Annotated in this window: 19 protein-coding genes; 6 read left to right on the forward strand and 13 right to left on the reverse strand. The window is 66.3% G+C overall.

Annotated features, from left to right (window positions below; genetic code table 11):
- Positions 1 to 156: 156 nt before the first annotated feature.
- Both panB and FLL57_RS10930 read right to left on the reverse strand, forming a co-directional pair.
- On the reverse strand, positions 157 to 981 hold the full coding sequence (gene panB, locus FLL57_RS10925; RefSeq protein WP_013502047.1) for a 3-methyl-2-oxobutanoate hydroxymethyltransferase: 825 nt from the start codon (positions 979 to 981) through the stop codon (positions 157 to 159).
- A 6-nt stretch (positions 982 to 987) separates the two neighbouring features.
- On the reverse strand, positions 988 to 1,572 hold the full coding sequence (locus FLL57_RS10930; RefSeq protein ID WP_142882904.1) for an NnrU family protein: 585 nt from the start codon (positions 1,570 to 1,572) through the stop codon (positions 988 to 990).
- A gap of 141 nt (positions 1,573 to 1,713) precedes the next feature.
- On the opposite strand from FLL57_RS10930, the gene FLL57_RS10935 reads away from it, so the two are divergent.
- Positions 1,714 to 2,712: a Bug family tripartite tricarboxylate transporter substrate binding protein gene (locus tag FLL57_RS10935; protein ID WP_142882905.1), complete on the forward strand. Its 999-nt coding sequence runs from the start codon at positions 1,714 to 1,716 to the stop codon at positions 2,710 to 2,712.
- 45 nt (positions 2,713 to 2,757) lie between these two features.
- Here the strand turns inward: FLL57_RS10935 and FLL57_RS10940 are convergent, their stop codons facing one another.
- The 6 genes from FLL57_RS10940 to gatA form a co-directional block, all read right to left on the reverse strand.
- On the reverse strand, positions 2,758 to 3,024 hold the full coding sequence (locus FLL57_RS10940; RefSeq protein ID WP_142882906.1) for a sel1 repeat family protein: 267 nt from the start codon (positions 3,022 to 3,024) through the stop codon (positions 2,758 to 2,760).
- A gap of 689 nt (positions 3,025 to 3,713) precedes the next feature.
- Entirely contained in the window at positions 3,714 to 3,851 is a 138-nt protein-coding gene (locus FLL57_RS10945; RefSeq protein ID WP_013502043.1) for a hypothetical protein, read from the reverse strand.
- A gap of 523 nt (positions 3,852 to 4,374) precedes the next feature.
- The gene (gatB, locus tag FLL57_RS10950; protein WP_047309150.1) at positions 4,375 to 5,859 is read right to left on the reverse strand and encodes an Asp-tRNA(Asn)/Glu-tRNA(Gln) amidotransferase subunit GatB; all 1,485 of its coding nucleotides are present in this window, start codon (positions 5,857 to 5,859) and stop codon (positions 4,375 to 4,377) included.
- A gap of 92 nt (positions 5,860 to 5,951) precedes the next feature.
- Complete coding sequence (locus FLL57_RS10955; protein ID WP_142882907.1) at positions 5,952 to 7,334, reverse strand: patatin-like phospholipase family protein; 1,383 nt, start codon at positions 7,332 to 7,334, stop codon at positions 5,952 to 5,954.
- A gap of 141 nt (positions 7,335 to 7,475) precedes the next feature.
- Positions 7,476 to 8,582 (reverse strand): sensor histidine kinase, encoded by a 1,107-nt coding sequence (locus FLL57_RS10960; RefSeq protein ID WP_013502040.1) that lies wholly within the window; start codon positions 8,580 to 8,582, stop codon positions 7,476 to 7,478.
- Between the two features lie 77 nt (positions 8,583 to 8,659).
- Positions 8,660 to 10,138, reverse strand: coding sequence for an Asp-tRNA(Asn)/Glu-tRNA(Gln) amidotransferase subunit GatA (gene gatA / locus FLL57_RS10965; protein ID WP_013502039.1), 1,479 nt, complete (start codon positions 10,136 to 10,138; stop codon positions 8,660 to 8,662).
- Between the two features lie 261 nt (positions 10,139 to 10,399).
- Here gatA and FLL57_RS10970 point away from each other — a divergent pair, with 261 nt between their 5' ends.
- On the forward strand, positions 10,400 to 10,600 hold the full coding sequence (locus FLL57_RS10970) for a BrnT family toxin (RefSeq protein ID WP_349627481.1): 201 nt from the start codon (positions 10,400 to 10,402) through the stop codon (positions 10,598 to 10,600).
- Positions 10,554 to 10,841: a BrnA antitoxin family protein gene (locus FLL57_RS10975; protein ID WP_013502038.1), complete on the forward strand. Its 288-nt coding sequence runs from the start codon at positions 10,554 to 10,556 to the stop codon at positions 10,839 to 10,841. The genes FLL57_RS10970 and FLL57_RS10975 overlap by 47 nt, the downstream gene beginning before the upstream one ends.
- 3 nt (positions 10,842 to 10,844) lie before the next feature.
- Here FLL57_RS10975 and FLL57_RS10980 read toward each other — a convergent pair whose 3' ends face one another.
- From FLL57_RS10980 to FLL57_RS10990, 3 genes are all read right to left on the reverse strand, one after another.
- Positions 10,845 to 11,051: a hypothetical protein gene (locus tag FLL57_RS10980; protein ID WP_013502037.1), complete on the reverse strand. Its 207-nt coding sequence runs from the start codon at positions 11,049 to 11,051 to the stop codon at positions 10,845 to 10,847.
- 11 nt (positions 11,052 to 11,062) lie between these two features.
- Positions 11,063 to 11,350, reverse strand: coding sequence for an Asp-tRNA(Asn)/Glu-tRNA(Gln) amidotransferase subunit GatC (gene gatC / locus FLL57_RS10985; protein WP_013502036.1), 288 nt, complete (start codon positions 11,348 to 11,350; stop codon positions 11,063 to 11,065).
- Between the two features lie 87 nt (positions 11,351 to 11,437).
- The gene (locus tag FLL57_RS10990) at positions 11,438 to 12,514 is read right to left on the reverse strand and encodes an NAD(P)H-dependent flavin oxidoreductase (RefSeq protein ID WP_013502035.1); all 1,077 of its coding nucleotides are present in this window, start codon (positions 12,512 to 12,514) and stop codon (positions 11,438 to 11,440) included.
- Between the two features lie 315 nt (positions 12,515 to 12,829).
- On the opposite strand from FLL57_RS10990, the gene FLL57_RS10995 reads away from it, so the two are divergent.
- From FLL57_RS10995 to FLL57_RS11005, 3 genes are all read left to right on the forward strand, one after another.
- Complete coding sequence (locus FLL57_RS10995) at positions 12,830 to 13,765, forward strand: cyclase family protein (RefSeq protein ID WP_013502034.1); 936 nt, start codon at positions 12,830 to 12,832, stop codon at positions 13,763 to 13,765.
- An 85-nt stretch (positions 13,766 to 13,850) separates the two neighbouring features.
- The gene (ruvX, locus tag FLL57_RS11000; protein ID WP_142882908.1) at positions 13,851 to 14,333 is read left to right on the forward strand and encodes a Holliday junction resolvase RuvX; all 483 of its coding nucleotides are present in this window, start codon (positions 13,851 to 13,853) and stop codon (positions 14,331 to 14,333) included.
- 20 nt (positions 14,334 to 14,353) lie between these two features.
- Positions 14,354 to 14,740: a YchJ family protein gene (locus FLL57_RS11005; RefSeq protein WP_142882909.1), complete on the forward strand. Its 387-nt coding sequence runs from the start codon at positions 14,354 to 14,356 to the stop codon at positions 14,738 to 14,740.
- 121 nt (positions 14,741 to 14,861) lie between these two features.
- On the opposite strand, the gene FLL57_RS11010 is transcribed toward FLL57_RS11005, so the two are convergent.
- Both FLL57_RS11010 and ipdC read right to left on the reverse strand, forming a co-directional pair.
- Entirely contained in the window at positions 14,862 to 16,511 is a 1,650-nt protein-coding gene (locus tag FLL57_RS11010; protein ID WP_013502031.1) for an acyl-CoA dehydrogenase family protein, read from the reverse strand.
- Positions 16,512 to 16,590: 79 nt separating this feature from the next.
- Positions 16,591 to 18,222: an indolepyruvate/phenylpyruvate decarboxylase gene (ipdC, locus tag FLL57_RS11015; RefSeq protein WP_142882910.1), complete on the reverse strand. Its 1,632-nt coding sequence runs from the start codon at positions 18,220 to 18,222 to the stop codon at positions 16,591 to 16,593.
- Positions 18,223 to 18,232 lie beyond the last annotated feature (10 nt).

The raw sequence follows: 18,232 nt of genomic DNA on the forward strand, positions 1-18,232 counted from the left end.
TTTTCCTGTCCCAACGGCGCAACATCTCGACCGATGCGCCGCTCGCCCGTCCCTCGCAGTCGCGCGGGCGATACCCTAGCGTTATGGCGCTGGCAAGGCAAAGCGAGCCCTCTCAAGGGGATACCCCTGAGAGACCTGCCCGCCCAGCCGATTTCGTCACGCCTTCGATTTCATTCCGTAGACGTGCTCCGGTCCGGGGAAGGCCCGCGACCGCACCTCCTCGGCATAGCCCTTGATCGCCGCCTCGATGCCGGGGCCAAGCTCGCCATAGCGCTTGACGAATTTCGGCGGCTTCGGCGACAGGCCGAGCATGTCTTCGAGCACCAGCACCTGACCATCGCAGGCCGGGCTGGCGCCGATGCCGATGGTCGGGATCGAAATCGTCTCGGTGATCTTGCGGCCGAGCGGTTCGGCGACCGCCTCGACCACGACCGAGAATGCGCCGGCGTCGGCGACCGCCCTGGCGTCGGCCTCGATCGGTGCCCAGCTCCCCTCCTCGCGCCCCTGCGCGCGGAACGATCCGAGGGTGTTGATCGACTGCGGCGTCAGGCCGATGTGGCCCATCACCGGGATGCCGCGCTCGGTGAGGAACGCGATCGTCTCGGCCATCCGCACCCCGCCTTCGAGTTTCACGGCGCCGCAATGCGTCTCTTTCAGGATGCGCGCGGCGGAGTGGAAGGCCTGCTCCTTCGACGCTTCATACGAGCCGAACGGCATGTCGACCACGACCAGCGCATGCTGGGAGCCGCGCATCACCGCATGGCCCTGCAGGATCATCATCTCGAGGGTGACCGGCACGGTGGTCTCGAACCCATGCATGACGTTGCCGAGCGAGTCGCCGACCAGAATGGCGTCGCAATAGCGATCGACCAGCGATGCGGTATGGGCGTGATACGAGGTCAGCATCACGATCGGGTCGCCGCCCTTCCGGGCACGAATGTCCGGGGCGGTCTTCCGCCGGATTTGCGATTGGACAGACATTGAGGGTCAGGCTCCGAAGACCGGGACGCCGATCACGTAAGGGTGGAACAGAAATGCGAGCGCTGCGTAGACGACGGCGCCGACGCCGATCGCGATCGCGTCGTTCTTCGGACCGCCGACCGGAATCGGCGGACCACCGGGATCGCTGCGGTGCTTGAGCGAGATGCGATCATACACGGCCCAGCCGAGCAACGAGCCGAACAGGATGATCGAGCCGAGGTCGCCGTTGCTGATCAGATGCGCGACCGCCCAGAGCTTGACCGCGGTGATCATCGGATGCTTGACGACGCGATAGATCCGGCCGCGGGCATAGGCCGCCACCAGCAGGATCGCCACCGGCAGCATCAGCAGCGCGGTGAGGTGCCGGGTCCAATGCGGCGGATGCCAGACGTCGATCATGCCGTCCGACCGATACGCGCCGAAGCCGTAAGCGATCAGGCCGATGCCCACGATCGCGAGGATCGCGTAGGCGATCTTGTAGACCGCCTCGCCGCCGATTCCGATCAAACGGCCGCGCAGGTCACGCTGGGTAGTGACGACATGGGTGCCGATGAACAGCACCAAGCCGACGATCATCAACGCAAGTCCCATCACGCCACCCCCTCGCCCGCACGCACGCGGCGGTTTCCGCAGCCTTCGGATCCCACTATGGTCCGCGCCGTCGCGTCGGACGGATGCCGTCGGCACGCGCGCTGACCTGTTCGGGTATCATTGTTTTTGGGACGGATGCAAATGACGCGAACGAAACCCGGACGAAGCTGGATCTACGCGCTGGCGTGGCTGGCGCTGGCAGGATCGGCTGCGCCCGCCCGGGCTGATCCGCAGGGGCCGACGTGGCCGCCGAAGACGGTGCGGATCGTAGTGCCGTTCGCCGCTGGGTCGACGCCGGATCTGGTCGGCCGCGTGCTCGCCGACCAGCTTCATGCGCGCCATCCCGGCTCCGCCTTCGTGGTCGAGAACAAGCCGGGCGCCTCCGGCAACCTCGGCACAGATGCCGTCGCAAAGGCTCCTGCCGACGGTGCCACGCTCGGGATCTCGATCGCCGGGCCGCTCGCGATCAACACGCTGCTGTTTCCGAAGCTGCCCTACGATCCGGAGCGCGACCTCGCCCCGGTGACGATGCTGACCCGAATGCCGAGTGTGCTTGCGGTGCCGGCGACGGCGGGCATCGGCAGCGTCGGCGAGTTTCTCGCCAAGGTGAAGAGCGACAAAGGCGGCTTCGCCTACGCCTCGATCGGCGCCGGCTCGCTGTCGCAGCTCTGCATGGAAGCGATCGCCCAGAAGGCAGGCGTGAAGATGCTGCACATCCCCTACGCCGGCTCGCCGAACGCAGTGACTGCACTGATCCGCGGCGACGTGCAGGCGGCGTGCCTGCCGGCGATATCGGTGGCGCCGCAGCAGGCGTCAGGTGCGGCGAAAATCCTGGCGGTGACGACGCCGGAACGGTCGCCGTTCCTGCCCGAAATTCCCACCCTGAAGGAAAGCGGCATCGACGTGCAATCCGACGCCTGGAATGCGCTGATCGCGCCGGGCGGCACTGCGCCCGCACTGATCGCCGTGATCAACCGGGAGGTGGCCGACGCGCTCGCCGACCCTGCGGTGATCACGAAGCTGAACACCCAGATGATGCAGCCGGCCTCCTCGACGCCCGAGGCACTGCGACAGAACATCACCGACGAGAAACGAACGTGGGCGGAGGTGATCCGCGCCGCCGGCATCGAGGTTCGGTGAACCAGCGCGGTCCTGCGTGACCGCGCGAAGCCGAAAGCCGAGCGGTTAGTGCGAGGCGATCCAGGCGCGGGCCTCGCGCTGGGCGACGGCGATCTCGTCCGACGACATCAGTTCGGCGAGTTCACGGCGATAGGCGATCGCGTCGGTCCGCCCCTTGAGCGCAGCCAGATTGAACCATTTGTGCGCCGCCACCAGGTCGACCGGCGCGCCGCGGCCCGAGGCGAACAGCAGGCCGAGATCGAACAGCACGTCCGGATTCTCGACGGCTTCGATCGGCATCGCGGTTTCGATATTCAGATGTCCCTGCAGCATCTTTGCTCTCCATCGTTCGCCGCCGAGTTCGAGGGCGGCTCCTGTCCTCTGTTCGTCGTCCCCACCGCCGTGACCCGGCGCGTTATGGAGCGATGATGACCGATCAAATTTGAAGAGCAGTTTAAGCGTCGCGCTGAACGAATTCTGAACGCGCTTCGACGCCCGATTCCAGCCGATTCAAAAAACGACTGTGCCGCAGCGGTTTTCAGAATTCGGTGAGGGACGGTTTACCGTCCGGCTTGGCGAACCGATAACCATCGCCCCAACCGCCTGGGGAAACCGGCGCGCCCGGCCGCTGTCGCGGAGCGGCAACCGCGACGCCGATCGGAACTCCGACGACATCGAGACCGGATGTGAGGAACTAAGGGAAAGCCGGACCCGGCCGGCACAGGGGCGATAGCCCCACAAACAACGAGGGCGTCGGCGAACACGTCAGGATCAGATCTCACACGCGGCTCGCCGCCCATGAAACTGCGGACCTTTGCATCCGCACCGTTCGAAGAAAAACCGTTTCTTCTACCGGGTCCATCGCCGGCTGGGTGATCCCCGCCGCTGCCGGATCCGGCCGTCTGACCTGATGTCTCGCCGACACCCTCTCGTCGACTAGGTCCAGGCTCGTGTCGCTCGGCGAACAGCCCGTCCTGTGACGCAGCCGGCAGTCTCCCGCCGGCACTCGCTCGGAAGCGAGCTTACTTCTTCTTGGCGGCCTTCTTGGCGACCTTCTTGGTGGTCTTCTTCGCGGTCTTCTTCACCGCGCTCTTCGCGGCCTTCGCCTTCTTCGGCGCCGCTTTCTTCGTCGCCGCCTTCTTCACTGCTTTCTTGGCCATGGTGCCCTCCGATCAAATCAGATCGCTCGATTGCTGCTGCGTGCACTCGGGAATCGAGATGCACTAATTCCCGAATACACCAACGCTTTGAAAAAAACAGTGTCCCGCTTAAGGAAGAGTTGATGGGAGTTGTCCCTCGCGCACAGGCGGTCTCGGCGAAGGAGGCGCCCTCGGATCGATCGGACGAGCCGAGTAATGCGCGGAAAATCTGCATCGGCATTTGTCAAGATCGCAGAAAACGACTGTGCCGCAGCATTTTTTGCAAATCACCGATCGAGCTAACTAACTACTTTGCCGAAGCGCGCGGAGCGCCGAGTCGAACGAGCGCGGTCGTCGGAGGACTCTGAGTCGCGATCTTTGGCAACGAAAAAATTTTCGCGCGCAATGGCGTGCCGGAGCGTTCGGACGCTCCGGCACAGGGGTTTCTGCGCGAGGGGGTGCGGCTGATTCGCGATCGCCGACGTGGCTGCGCATGCACGAAGCGTGGTCGCTTCCGCCGGCGCGAGACGACGAAAGCCGTGGCTCAGAGGCCGAGCTTGCGCTTCAGCAGATCGTTGACGGCCTGCGGATTGGCCTTGCCGCCGGATGATTTCATCACCTGGCCGACGAACCAGCCGAGCATCGCCGGCTTGGCGGCGACCTGTGCCACCTTGTCGGGATTAGCCGCCACGATGTCGTCAACGACCTTCTCGATCGCCGACAAATCGGTGACCTGCTTCATGCCGCGCTGTTCCACCAGCGTGCGCGGATCGCCGCCTTCGGTCCAGACGATCTCGAACAGCTCCTTGGCGATCTTGCCCGAAATGGTGCCCTCGCCGATCAGCTCGACGATCGCGGCGAGTTGCGCTGCCGACACCGGCGAGGACTCAATCGACTGACCGTCCTTGTTAAGGCGGCCGAACAGCTCGTTGATCACCCAGTTGGCGGCGAGCTTGCCGTCGCGAGCCTGATCCCCGAGCTGCGCCAGCACCGCCTCGTAGAACTCGGCGCTCTCGCGCTCGCTGACCAGCACGCCGGCGTCCTCGGCCGACAGCCCGAAATCGCGGATAAACCGGGCCTTCTTCGCGTCGGGCAATTCCGGCAGGCCGGACTTCAACTCGTCGACATAGGCTTGCGAGAACTCCAGCGGCAGCAGATCCGGATCGGGGAAGTAGCGATAGTCGTGCGCCTCTTCCTTCGACCGCATCGACCGGGTCTCGCCCTTGTTGGCGTCGAACAGCCGGGTTTCCTGATCGATCGTTCCGCCGTCTTCCAGAATGCCGATCTGGCGGCGCGCTTCGTATTCGATCGCCTGACCGATGAACCGGATCGAGTTGACGTTCTTGATCTCGCAGCGGGTGCCGTAGGGCTCGCCGGGCCGGCGCACCGAGACGTTGACGTCGGCGCGCAGGCTGCCCTTCTCCATGTCGCCGTCGCAGGTTCCGAGATAGCGGAGGATGGTGCGCAGCTTCGACACGTAGGCCTTGGCCTGCTCGGACGAACGGATGTCCGGCTTGGAGACGATCTCCATCAGCGCGACGCCCGACCGGTTGAGATCGACGAACGTCGATGTCGGATGCTGGTCGTGCAGCAACTTGCCGGCGTCCTGTTCCAGATGCAGCCGCTCGATGCCGACCGTGATGCTGTCGCCGTCCGGCAGGTCGACCACGACCTCGCCCTCGCCGACGATCGGCGATTTGTACTGGCTGATCTGGTAGCCCTGCGGCAGGTCCGGATAGAAATAGTTCTTGCGGTCGAACACCGAGCGCAGGTTGATCTTCGCGTTCAGGCCGAGGCCGGAGCGGATCGCCTGACGGACGCATTCCTCGTTGATCACCGGCAGCATGCCCGGCATCGCGGCGTCGACCAGCGAGACGTGGCTGTTCTGCTCGCCGCCGAACGCGGTAGCCGCGCCGGAAAACAGCTTGGCGTGGGATGAGACCTGGGCGTGGATCTCCAGCCCGATCACGACTTCCCAATCGCCGGTGGCGCCCTTGATGAGCTTCGAAAGTTTGACAGGTGCGTTCATAAGCCGGTTTCTACTCCGCTCCGGGCGCGGAGAAAACCCCTGCAACCGGCGCAAGGCACGCGCCGTCGCGACCGACCGATCGTAGCGGCGGGCTAAAGGCTGGCGGCGAAGGCGCGGAAGACCGGGCTCTGCCGCAGCACGTCGCGGCCGGCCGAGATCAGCTCGTCGACCTGCTGCGGCGGCAGCACGAACCGGGTGGCGATCCGCTCCAGCGTAGCGGCACGCCCCGGCTCGAGCTGATCGAACGCCAGCCGGCCGACGAAGAACCGCAGATCGCGACAATCCCATCCGGGGCCGGCGCCGTAGCGGGCGCGATCCGCCGCCGACAGGCCGCAGCGCCATCGCACCAGCTTGTCGCGCCAGTCCGACATGGTCCGATCGAACGCCGTGTAGCTGGCGCCGACACTGGCATCCATCGTGGTGTCGACCGCCGCTTTGATCAGTTCGACGCCGCTCGGACCTTCGACGGTGTCGACCCAGTTGCCGGACACGCCGGTCTTGGCGTCGACCACCAGCATCATCAGCCGCCGCAGCTTGACCGCCTGCTGCGGCGTCAAGGGACCGTAAGGCGTCTCCGACGACTCGCGCGCGATCGTCAGCGCCGAGACGCCGTAATTGTCGATCAGTCCGCCGTCGAGCAGCTTGATGAACGGCACAGCGCCCTCACGATAGCGCAGTACCGCCTTGGCGTAGGAACTCAGCATCGGCGAGGAATTGCCTTCGGTCGCGGCGCGGCGAACCCAGCGCGGCAACGGGGTGTTACACGCGCCGGGGAACGCCTGCATCACGGCGGGCGCAAAGGCGAGCGGCACCGCCGCCGAGGCCGCGACTGCGCTGGACAGCGGATAGGCGTCGAGGTCGCTGCAGATCGCCGAGAACGCAGTGCTGTTGAATACGAACGGCACGCGATTGTAGATGTCGGAAGCATTGATCCACACCATCGGCCGGTCGCCGGCGCGCAGCCTTGCGAAGGTCGCGCCCTCGAACAGATGCGCATCGAGCCAGCGGGTGAAGCCGACGGAGTCGTTGATACCGCCGGTAAACGCCTTGCCGATCGTGCCGAGCGACAGCGTGGTTTCGAGCCCCTCCTCGGCATTCCGCAGCAGGAAGCGCTCCCGGAAATCGCTCAGCGCGTCGCGCCCCTTCAGGCCGAAATACGCCGCAGTGACCGAGCCGCCGGACACGCCCGACACGAAGGCGACGCGATCCAGCATCGCCGAGCGCGCCCCGTGCAGCGGTACGCGCTCCATTTCAGACAGCACGCCGAACGAAAACGCAGCCGCCCGGGTCCCGCCGCCCGAGAACGACAGGCCGATCATCGCGTCTTCGCTACGCATCCCGACATCGGACACGACCCTGTCGGCAACCGCGCCGTCGAGCGGCAGGTTGACCGGAAGGTTGTGGACCGAGGCGCAGCCGGCGAGCAGAACGCAGGCCGCCGCAGCGGACAGGAGACGATCGCGCCACGACATCATCGCAGGGGTACCGGTTGAATGGACGGCAGTGACATTGCCTGAACCATCGGCTGCAATAGTTCAGGCGCGCTTAACGATGTCGGCCTGGCGGAAGCTGGTGCCGGGCTTATGGCGCGAGCAAGGCAGCCGCCGTCGGCGCGGTCAGTTCGCAGCAGGCGGCACCGGGGCGTCGAAGCCGATGGTGAAGAACGCGCCCTGGCCGCGAATGCTGCGAGCCTCGAAACTGACGTTGCGGGCGTTCTCCTTCAGCGTCTGCAGGATCAGCGCACCCAGCTTGCGCGGCGACGGCCAATGCTGCCCTTCGGGCAGGCCGACGCCGTCGTCGGACACCACGATCGTCACACGGCCCTTATCGACGCCGCAGATCACCTTGATCCGTCCGCCGTCGCGGCCGACGAAGGCGTATTTCAGCGCGTTGGTCAGCATCTCGTTGACCAGTAGCCCGGCCGGCATCGCGATGTTGACCGACAGCGGGCAATAGCCGGCATTGACCTCGCAATTGATCCCGCCGGCGGCATTGGCGCGGATCACCGCATTGGCGATGTCGGACAGATACTGCCCGAGATCGATCTGACCGCCGTCGGCGCTCGGGGTCTCGTCCGACAACACCCGGTACAGCGCCGTCAGCGCATCGATCCGGCTGGCGAGCCGCGCCAGCGCGACGGTCTCGCCTTCCGCGGCCGAGCGCGCCTCGAGCCGGACCAGCGCAGTGATCAGTTGCAGATTATTCTTCACCCGATGCTGCAATTCGCGCATCAGGGTGTCGCGCTCGCGGATCTGACTTTCGAACCGCTCGATCTGGGCCCGCTCGCGTCCGCCGACGTCGACCAGCGCCGCAATCCGATAGCTTTCGACGCCGTCTTCGCTCTCGATCACGGCCGCATAGGCCTGGACGATCAGCAAACGATCGGAAGGCGCGATCTTGCGGAAGACACCGAGGAAATCCTCGCTGTCTCGGATCGCGTCGCCGAGCGAGCGGCCGGCATTGTCCTGGTCTGTGAAGCCGTCGAGGCACGACCAGCCATTGCCGTTGACGTCCGCTGTCGACAGCGAGGTGAGCAGCTCGAAGGCTTGATTGATATAGACGACCCGTTGGTCCGCACCGCAGCCCTGCGACACCGCGATCGCCACCGGTACGTTGTCGAGCAGGTGCTTGTAGCGATCGTTCTCGATCGCCGCGGCGATCTTTGGCGACCCGAGGATCTGATCGACACCTTGCGGTGGAAGTTCGCCGTCGTCAGCGCTCATTCAACAACCCTACCCCGGCCGAGAATGGCTAACGGAGCCCACAAACGCAATCCGAAACCCGCCCCGCGACGCCGGGCTCATGCCCACCATTTCGTCGGCGTGAACCGTCCGGCCGACTGCTCGATCACCTCGCCGAGCGAGAACAAGGTGTCCTCGTCGAACGGCCGGCCGATCAGTTGCAGGCCGAGCGGCAATCCTTGCGAGTCGCTGCCCGCCGGAACCGCGATGCCGGGAAGGCCCGCCATGTTCACCGTCACGGTGAAGATGTCGTTGAGATACATCTCGACCGGATCGGCGCCGCCTTTCTCGCCGATGCCGAACGCCGCCGACGGCGTCGCCGGGGTCAGGATCGCGGAGACGCCTTGATCGAAGCATTGCTCGAAGTCGCGCTTGATCAGCGTGCGGACTTTTTGGGCACGGAGATAATAGGCGTCGTAATAGCCCGCCGAAAGCACGTAAGTGCCGATCATGATGCGGCGCTTGACCTCGGCGCCGAAGCCGGCGGCGCGGGTGTTCTCGTACATCTCGACGATGTTGCGGCCGCCGACGCGGGCGCCGTAACGGACGCCGTCGTAACGGGCGAGGTTGGACGAGGCCTCGGCCGGCGCCACGATGTAGTAAGCCGGCAGCGCGTATTTGGTGTGCGGCAGCGACACCTCGACCAGCTCGGCGCCCGCGGCCTTCAGCCACTCGGCGCCCTGGCTCCACAGCTTCTCGATCTCGGCCGGCATGCCGTCGAGCCGATACTCCTTCGGAATGCCGATCTTCATGCCCTTCACCGAGCCGCCGACGGCAGCCTCGTAGTTCGGCACCGGGCGATCGACCGAGGTGGTGTCCTTCGGATCATGGCCGGCCATCGAGCGCAGCAGGATCGCGCTGTCGCGCACCGTGCGGGCGATCGGTCCGGCCTGGTCGAGCGAGGACGCGAACGCGACGATGCCCCAGCGCGAGCAGCGGCCGTAGGTCGGCTTGATGCCGACCGTGCCGGTGAACGCCGCAGGCTGGCGGATGGAACCACCGGTGTCGGTGGCCGTGGCACCGAGGCAAAGGCCGGCTGCGACCGCCGCCGCAGAACCGCCCGACGAGCCGCCCGGCACCAGCTTGGCTTCCGAGCCCGCGCGCCGCCACGGATTGACGACGGGACCGAAGCACGAGGTCTCGTTCGACGAGCCCATCGCGAACTCGTCGTTGTTGAGCTTGCCGAGCAGCACCGCGCCATCGCGCCAGAGCTGCGACGTCACCGTCGACTCGTAGGTCGGCTTGAAATCGCCGAGGATCTTCGAGCAAGCGGTGGTGCGTTCGCCCCTGGTGGCGAACAGATCCTTGATGCCGAGCGGGATGCCGGCCAGCGGACCGCCCTCGCCCTTGGCGATCTGCGCGTCCGCGGCCTGCGCCATCTGTCGCGCCTGATCCGGCGTCTCCAGCACATAGGCATTGAGTGCGCGCGCCGCCTCGATCGCGGCAAGGTGGGCGTCGGTCAGCTCGAGCGCGGTGAAGGACTTGTTTGCGAGGCCATCGCGGGCCTCGGCCAGCGTCAGCGATGTCAGGTCGGTCATGGTTCAGGGCACGCCTGGATAAAAGCCGGCGACAGGCCGGTCACGGGCGCCGCGGATCGTGCGGCTCTGTTGCAGCGCTGGCTAGCACAGCGCCTCCGGGAAATGAAGCGATTGCGCCGATCTCGACGCCACGGCTACAGTCGGGCCATTGACGGCAAGATTATTGTAGTTACATAATTCAATGGCGATCACGTTTGATCGGCTAAACGCGAGGTGACCCTGCGGGAGCGCGGGATCGACTTCGCCACCGACGCGGAGAAGGTGTTCGCCGGAGATTCGGCCACATTCGACAGCGAGCAGACGGGGCACGGCGAACTCAGGCAGATCACCGCAGGATGGCTGAATGGCCGACCGGTGATGATGGTTTGGACGGCGCGTGGCGAAGACCGCCACATCATTTCAATGAGGTACTGCCATGCCGGAGAAGCGAAAAAGCTCCGCGAGCGATTCAGGCAAACGTAAGCCGTGGGTCGACCCCGACGATGCGCCGGAACTGACCGATGAGATGCTTGATCGTGCGGTGTATCGCGTCGGTGGCAAGATCGTCCGCCGGGGCCGTCCGCCGCTGGGAGCACAGCCGAAAAATTCGGTGACGCTGCGGCTGGATGCCGACGTGCTGGACGCCTATCGCGCCCTCGGCCGCGGCTGGCAGTCGCAGATCAATGCCGACCTGCGTCGGGTGCGGAAGCTCAAGAAGGCCTGAGCCTCACTTATTGACCGGGCTGCAGAAGAACGGCGACAGCGTCTTGTCGTTCTCGGGCGCATCGCGCCGGGCCTTGTCGGCGGCCTGCAACTGGTCGAGCACGGCCTCCATCGCCTTGTCGGCGTCGACGACCTTGCCCTGCCGCCCCATTGCGTCGAGGTAGTCCAAATAGGCCTGGTAGGCCTTCTCGTCGTCGCACAGCAGGCACATCGGCGCGTCCTTTATTCGACCACCTTCGGCACCAGGAAGAAGTGATCCTCGGTCGATGGGGCGTTCGCGACCACCTGATCGGTGATCTCGCCGTCATCGACCACGTCGGCGCGCTTCTTCATCTGCATCGGCGTCACCGAGGTCATCGGCTCGACGCCTTCGACATCGACTTCCGAAAGCTGTTCGACGAACGCCAGCATCGCGTTGAGTTCGCCTTGCAGATGCGGCACCTCGTCGTCGGTCACGGCGATCCGCGCCAAATGCGCGATGCGGCGAACGGTGGCGGCATCGACCGACATTATATAGGGCCTTTCTGCGAGGTGGCGACCTCCGCCGTATAGCAGAGCCGGGTTTTAGCCCGCAACCTCGGAGCGGCGAGACCGATCTCAGCCGACGAGCCGGCCGAGCTGTGCCACCGCCGAGCCGGCCAGCGCCCGGGTGAGTTCTGCTGCCGGCATGTCGCGGCCGAGCCGCACCGCCTGCCCGGCCCACAGATTGGTGAAGTCGGTTTTGCCGTGCTGCTCCGCCGCCGCCTTCAGCGGGCCGAGCGCGGAAGCTGCGTGCGGGAACGCCGGTGCATCCGGCGACACCGGACCGACCTCGCGCATCAGACGATTGGCGACGCCGCGCGCCGGACGCCCGGTCATCACATTTGTGATCATCGTCGCCTCGTCGGTGCCCTGCGCCAGTTGCATCCGCACCAGCGCGCTGGTCCGCGCTTCCGGGCAACGCAGATACGCGGTGCCGACCTGCACGCCGGCGGCGCCGAGCGCGAACGCCGCCGCGATGCCGCGACCATCGGCGATGCCGCCGGCCGCGATCACCGGCACCCGCACCGCATCGGCCACCTGCGGCAGCAGCGCGAACAGTCCCGGCTGCCGCGCGATATCGTCGGTCATGAACATGCCGCGATGGCCGCCGGCTTCGGCGCCCTGCACGATCACCGCATCGACGCCGTGCTCCTCCAGCCAGATCGCCTCGCGCACAATCGTGGCCGAGGCGATCACCTTGGCGCCGGCCGCCTTGACCCGATCGAGCAGCGCATTCTCAGGAAGACCGAAATGGAAGCTGACGATCTCGGGCTTCAGTTCCTCGACCAGCGCGCACATAGCCGCGTCGAACGGCGCCCGGCTCGCTGCCGGCGCCGGCATCGCCGGATCGAGCCCGAGTTCGGCGAAGTATCGCGTCAACCGCTGCCGCCAGACCTGCTCGCGCGCCGCATCCGGCGTCACCTGCTGATGGCAGAAGAAGTTCAGATTGATCGGCGCGGCGATTTGCTGCCGGAAGATCCCGACCTGCTCGCGTGTCTTCTCCGGCGTCAGCATCGCGCACGGCAGCGACGCCAGCGCCCCGCCTCGCGCCGCCGCAACGGCGAGCTCCGCATCCATCGCGCCAGCCATCGGAGCGAGCAAAATTGGAAATTCAATACCGAACAGGTCGAGGAGACGGCGATCCGGCCACATGATCAGGCTCTCGCGATGGGAGGGGGATTGGCGCTGCCTCGTTGCCCGCCAGTGGCCCTTTAGCATGCAGTCGGGCCCGCTTCCATGGCCGTTCCGCCGTCCGCCCCCGCCCGTCGGAACCGGATTTCGCCGACACGGATGCCCCGGCGGCCCGGTCTGCTCTGCGGCGTTTTGTAGCGCCATCGCCGTTGGCCGCGCCTCACCGCGGCGATGGCGCCGGCCCGGTTTCGGACGGATGATCGCGTCGGTCGCGGGCGCAGGAACTATCCGCGGTCGCGACCAGCACGACACAAAAAAACATAGGGAGAACTCGCCATGCTGAAAGCCATGCTACTCGGCTGCGCGGTCGCAGCCGTTACTGCTGCGTCACCCGCTTTCGCCCAGGATTGGACCAAATCGAAATGGGGCCCCGACGACGAGATCGGGGCGGCCAACTACCTGACACCCGAATTGGCGCTGAAGGCGTCGCAACTGGTGAAGACCGGCAAGGTCTATGCCCTCGGCATTCCGGTCGACACCAAGACGCCCGCCTATCCGCCGCGAGGTTTCAAGATCACCGTGGTGCAGCCCGGTCAGGCCGGCAATTCCGGCATGGGCCCGAGCAAGACCACCTACAACGACGACATCATCGAGGGCTGGGTCGGGGTCGGCAGCCAGATCGACGGGCTGGGGCATATCGGCGTCGAGCACGTCTACTACAACGGCAACAAGATCGCGGATTTCGGCGATGCCACGGGCCTGAAGAAGCTCGGCATCGACAAAGTCCCGCCGATGGTGACGCGCGGCGTGCTGCTCGACATGGCGGCGCATTTCGGCACCGACGTGGTCAAGGAAGGCACCGCCTTCAACGTCAAGGAGATCGAGGAGGTCGCCAAGAAGCAGGGCGTCGAGATCCGTCAGGGCGACGTCGTGCTGTTTCACACCGGCTGGGTCAGCCTGATCGGCAAGGACGACAAGCGCTACAACAGCGGCGAGCCCGGTCTCGGGGTCGAGGGCGCGAAGTATCTGGCCTCGAAGGGCGTGGTCGCGGTCGGCGCCGACACCTGGGGCCTCGAGGTCATTCCGTTCGAGAGCAAGAACGTGTTCGAGGTGCACCAGATCCTGCTGCCGATGAACGGCACCTACATTCTGGAAAACATGAACACGGCCGATCTCGCCCGCGACAAGGCCTACGAGTTCATGTTCGTGCTCGGCCAGCCCCGCTTCAAGGGCGCGGTACAGAGCATGATCAACCCGGTCGCGATCCGGTGAACTGAAGAGAGCGGCGCGGACTTAGACCAAAGCCGCGCCGCAACCGGCTTTGCGCGGCATCGATCCCGCGTGCTATGCGGGCATCATGCCTGCCCTGATCCTTCCCCTGATCGAAGCCGCCGCGCATTGGCCGGCGCGCGGTGCCCTGCTCGGGCTCGACCTCGGCACCAAGACGATCGGCGTCGCCGCGTCCGATCCCGACCGCAAGCTCGCCACCGGCGTCGAGACCATCGCCCGCAAGGCTTTCACCGCGGATGCGGCCCGGCTGCTGGCGCTGGCGGCCGAGCGCACCGCCTGCGGCTTCGTGCTCGGCCTGCCGCTCAACATGGACGGCAGCGAGGGACCACGGGCGCAGTCGACCCGCGCCTTCGCCCGCAACCTCGCCAAGCTCACCGAACTGCCGATCGGACTGTGGGACGAACGACTGTCGACCGCCGCGGTCGAGCGCGAGCTGATCGCCAATGACGTCAGCCGGGCGAAACGCGCCAAGGTCATTGACGAGCACGCGGCGATCTTCATCCTGCAGGGCGCGCTCGACCGGCTCGCGGCGCTGCGCCGCGCCGAGTGACCAGCGACGGGAACGATCCAATGAATTGCGTCTGCGGCTCGGGAAAGACTTACGATGAGTGCTGCGGTCCCCTGCTCGCCCGGACCCGGCCTGCGGCCTCGCCGGAAGCGCTGATGCGGTCGCGCTACGCGGCCTACGCGCTGAAAGACTTCGACTACATCATCGAGACCACCGATCCGGAGCGGCGCGATCTGTTCGACCACGACGTCAACCGCGCCTGGATGGAAGAGTCGGACTTCCTCGAACTACGGGTACTCGGTAGCAGCGAGAAAGGCAGCCGCGGCACCGTCGAGTTCATCGCCCGCTTCCGCCGCGGCGGCGGCCCCGAGCAGAGCCATCACGAGCGCTCGCAATTCCGCAAGGTTCGAGGCCGCTGGTACTTCTCGGAAGGCGAAGCGGTCGGTTGAGCGAGCGTCGAACTCCGTCATCGCGACGAGCGAAGCGACGAAGCGATCCAGAAACTCAGTGCACCGTGTCTCTGGATTTCTTCGCTTCGCTCACAATGACGGGATTGATGCGCCAGCCGCCTCACATCTCCGGCAGCACGCGCCCCAACAATCCCTTGGCTATCTCGGTCGGGATATCGGCGGCGCCGTAAAGGCTCGCCGGCTCCGGCACCAGGCGGGTGCGGGCGAACAGTTCGGCGTGCGGCGGGTGGATTTCGTTCAGCGCGGCGGCGGCGGCGAGCTTGGCCAGCATTTCCACGGCGAGCCGCGCGGTGCGCTCGTTGTCGACCTGCAGCAGCGCGCGGGCGATCAGGCCGGCCGCCGCCGGCCCTCCGGTGAGCGCCGAGGTGTCCTGGATCAGCGCCTGCAACACCTCGGTGCCGGCATCGCTCTCGCGCGACATCGCCCGCAGCACGTCGAGGCACATCACATTGCCCGAGCCTTCCCAGATCGCATTGACCGGCGCCTCGCGATAGTGCCGCGCCAGGATGCCGTCCTCGACATAGCCGTTGCCGCCGAGGCACTCCATCGCTTCGTAGACAAACGGCGGCGCTGACTTGCAGATCCAGTATTTCACCGCCGGGGTCAGCAGCCGCATATAGGCGGCTTCGAGCGGATCGTTCGGCGCCTCGTCGAATGCGCGGCACAGCCGCATCACCAGCGCCACCGAAGCCTCGACCTGCAGCGCCATGTCGGCGAGCACCGAGACCATCAGCGAATGATCGGCGAGACGCTTCTGGAACACGGTGCGATGGCGGGTGTGATGCAACGCATGGGCGAGCGACGACCGCATCAGGCCGGCGGACGCAATCGCGCAATCCTGCCGCGTGAGCTGCACCATCTGGATGATGGTGCGCACGCCTCGGCCGGGCTCACCGACCGGCAGCGCATAGGCGCCGGTGAACTCGACTTCCGACGACGCGTTGGAGCGGTTGCCGAGCTTGTCCTTGAGCCGCTGGAAGCGAATCTCGTTGACCGAGCCGTCGGGCGCAAAGCGCGGCATGAAGAAACAGCTCAGCCCCTCGTCGGCCTGCGCCAACACCAGAAAGGCGTCGCACATCGGCGCCGACATGAACCATTTGTGGCCGACGATGCGGTACGCGTCGCCATCCCGAAACGCGCGCGTCGCATTGGTGCGCACGTCGGTGCCGCCCTGCTTCTCGGTCATCCCCATACCGATGCTCATGCCGCGCTTGGCGGTCCATGGCGCGAAGCTCTGATCGTACTGACGGGTGCCGAGCACCGGCATCACCTGCGCCAGCAGGTCCGGCTGCGCACCCAGCGCTGCCACCGACGCGCGTGTCATCGTCACCGGACAGAGATGGCCGGTCTCGACCTGAGCGGCCATGTAGAACTTCGCGGCACGCACCACTTCCGACGCATGGCCGGCGGGCTTGCCGTGCGCGTCCCAGGTCGAGTTGTGCAGGCCGGCCTTGAAGCTCTCGGCCATCAGTTCGTGATAGGACGGATGGAATTCGACCTGATCGCGGCGCACCCCCTTGGCGTCGAAGGTCTTCAGCTTCGGGGTGTATTCGTTGGCGAGCCGGCCGCGCTCGGCCATCTCGGTGGTGCCCCACGCCTTGCCGAAGGCTTCGAGCTCGACATGAGCATTGGCGCCCTGGTTGAAGGTAACCGCCTCGAGCAGCGGCCGGTCGGCGCCGAACAAGTCGAGGTCCGGGAGCGGCGGCGACTGGTTGAACACCTCGTGGGTGGCGAAGGAAGGCTGCGTCATGTCGGTCCTGGAGCGGTGCGGATTCGCGCGCATGTTACGCAGAAAACCGCCGCGAGGACACGCCGGATCGCCGCCCCGCTCACTTCATCCGTTCGCGCGCCGCCTTGAAGCCGGTGACGAACCGCGCCAGCGTATGGGAGGTGGCGCCGCGCGGCAGCATCACTTCGATCAGCGAAAATACCCCTCGCCGCTCGACCGCGCGCTGCAGCGCCGCCGCGAGTTCAGCCCGCGTCGCCACCCGCTCGCCGACCCCGCCGATCGATTTGGCGATATCGGCGAAATGCCAGTCGTCGAGATCGTTGAACTTCGACTCCGGCTGGAACACCCGCAGCATTTCCCAACTGCAATTGTTGAACAACACCACGATCGGATCGAGCCCGTAGCGCTTGCAGTTGCCGAGCTCCCAGCCGGTCATCTGGAACGCGCCGTCGCCGACCAGGATCAGCGGCCGCAAGCCGGTCGCGGCGACGCCGATGCCGGCGGGCACGCCGAACCCCATGCCCGCGTAGTATCCCGGGGCCGCCAGGGCAGTGTTGTCGATCTCCATCGCGGTGAACAGGCAGTCGCCGATGTCGGCGGTCATCGGCATCTTGCCGTGGCGGTCGAACAGATCGTTGATCGCGGTGGCGATGTCCGACGGCGCGATCGGCGAAGGGTCGAGGGCCAGCCCACGTGGATAGGCCATCCCCTTGCCGGCGTTGCGCGGCCGCGGCGGATGCTGCGCGGCGTTGGCATCGAGACCGGCGATCAGATCGGCCAGCGGCAGGTCGCGATAGACGTGGTGGCCGATCTGCACCTCGCGCCCGGTCGCCAGCACGGTCCGGCGCGGATCGGTCATGTTCGACGACAGCGCGAAGTTGGTATCGGACAGGATCACGCCGAACATCAGCACCAGGTCGGCCCCCTCGACCAGCGCCGACAGGTCGGGATCGCCGGCGGCGCCGAGATAGGTGCCGGCCACCACATCGTCGTCGCCTTCGAGCAGGCCGCGGCCCATGAATGTCGTCACCACCGGCAGGCCGAGCTTGCGGGCGAGCGCCCCCACCTGCTGCTCGACGCCGTAGCGGCGGATCTCGACGTCCACCACCATCACCGGCGACTTCGCGTTGGCGATCCGCGCCAGAATTTCCTCGGCGCATTCGTCGCGCGCCCCGGCATCGGCCTCGCGCCGCGGCAGCTTCGGCACCGGGTCGACCTTGGCGTCGACCATGTCGCGCGGGAACTCGATATAAACCGGCAGCGACAGTTCGAGCGCGCTGCGCAGCACTCGCGCGATCTCGGCCGGTGCGGTCGCCGGATCGGTCAGCACCGCCTGATCGCAGGTGACTTCCTTGAATACCGCAAGCTGGGTGTCGACGGTCCGCACCTGATGATGCAGCAGATAGCCGCTGGTGCGCTCGCGCGCGCCGGGCGCGCCTGCGATCACCACCACCGGCGAGCGCTCCGCATAGGCGCCGGCGACCGAGTTGACGAGGTTGAACGCGCCGGCTCCGTAGGTCACGACCGCGACGCCGATGCTGCCGCGATAGCGCGACGCCGCGTCGGCCGCAAAGCCGACCGCCGGCTCGTGGCTCAGCGTGAAATACGGCAGCGTGCCGCTCTCCTCGATCACCTTGAAGAACGGCAGCACGAAGTCGCCGGGGATGCCGAAAATCTCCCGGGCACCGTGATCCTTGAGGGCGTCGAGCAGCGCGGTCGCAAGCGTCGGCATGAGAGCTCCT

Source organism: Rhodopseudomonas palustris (assembly GCF_007005445.1).
In the GTDB taxonomy this organism is placed as follows: Bacteria; Pseudomonadota; Alphaproteobacteria; order Rhizobiales; family Xanthobacteraceae; genus Rhodopseudomonas; species Rhodopseudomonas palustris_G.

What these genes read in the sequence shown, in the direction of transcription:
- panB (WP_013502047.1), bottom strand. Translation starts at nt 981, where the DNA reads ATGTCTGTCCAATCGCAAATCCGGCGGAAGACCGCCCCGGACATTCGT.
- FLL57_RS10930 (WP_142882904.1), bottom strand. Translation starts at nt 1,572, where the DNA reads ATGGGACTTGCGTTGATGATCGTCGGCTTGGTGCTGTTCATCGGCACC.
- FLL57_RS10935 (WP_142882905.1), top strand. Translation starts at nt 1,714, where the DNA reads ATGACGCGAACGAAACCCGGACGAAGCTGGATCTACGCGCTGGCGTGG.
- FLL57_RS10940 (WP_142882906.1), bottom strand. Translation starts at nt 3,024, where the DNA reads ATGCTGCAGGGACATCTGAATATCGAAACCGCGATGCCGATCGAAGCC.
- FLL57_RS10945 (WP_013502043.1), bottom strand. Translation starts at nt 3,851, where the DNA reads ATGGCCAAGAAAGCAGTGAAGAAGGCGGCGACGAAGAAAGCGGCGCCG.
- gatB (WP_047309150.1), bottom strand. Translation starts at nt 5,859, where the DNA reads ATGAACGCACCTGTCAAACTTTCGAAGCTCATCAAGGGCGCCACCGGC.
- FLL57_RS10955 (WP_142882907.1), bottom strand. Translation starts at nt 7,334, where the DNA reads ATGATGTCGTGGCGCGATCGTCTCCTGTCCGCTGCGGCGGCCTGCGTT.
- FLL57_RS10960 (WP_013502040.1), bottom strand. Translation starts at nt 8,582, where the DNA reads ATGAGCGCTGACGACGGCGAACTTCCACCGCAAGGTGTCGATCAGATC.
- gatA (WP_013502039.1), bottom strand. Translation starts at nt 10,138, where the DNA reads ATGACCGACCTGACATCGCTGACGCTGGCCGAGGCCCGCGATGGCCTC.
- FLL57_RS10975 (WP_013502038.1), top strand. Translation starts at nt 10,554, where the DNA reads ATGCCGGAGAAGCGAAAAAGCTCCGCGAGCGATTCAGGCAAACGTAAG.
- FLL57_RS10980 (WP_013502037.1), bottom strand. Translation starts at nt 11,051, where the DNA reads ATGTGCCTGCTGTGCGACGACGAGAAGGCCTACCAGGCCTATTTGGAC.
- gatC (WP_013502036.1), bottom strand. Translation starts at nt 11,350, where the DNA reads ATGTCGGTCGATGCCGCCACCGTTCGCCGCATCGCGCATTTGGCGCGG.
- FLL57_RS10990 (WP_013502035.1), bottom strand. Translation starts at nt 12,514, where the DNA reads ATGTGGCCGGATCGCCGTCTCCTCGACCTGTTCGGTATTGAATTTCCA.
- FLL57_RS10995 (WP_013502034.1), top strand. Translation starts at nt 12,830, where the DNA reads ATGCTGAAAGCCATGCTACTCGGCTGCGCGGTCGCAGCCGTTACTGCT.
- ruvX (WP_142882908.1), top strand. Translation starts at nt 13,851, where the DNA reads ATGCCTGCCCTGATCCTTCCCCTGATCGAAGCCGCCGCGCATTGGCCG.
- FLL57_RS11005 (WP_142882909.1), top strand. Translation starts at nt 14,354, where the DNA reads ATGAATTGCGTCTGCGGCTCGGGAAAGACTTACGATGAGTGCTGCGGT.
- FLL57_RS11010 (WP_013502031.1), bottom strand. Translation starts at nt 16,511, where the DNA reads ATGACGCAGCCTTCCTTCGCCACCCACGAGGTGTTCAACCAGTCGCCG.
- ipdC (WP_142882910.1), bottom strand. Translation starts at nt 18,222, where the DNA reads ATGCCGACGCTTGCGACCGCGCTGCTCGACGCCCTCAAGGATCACGGT.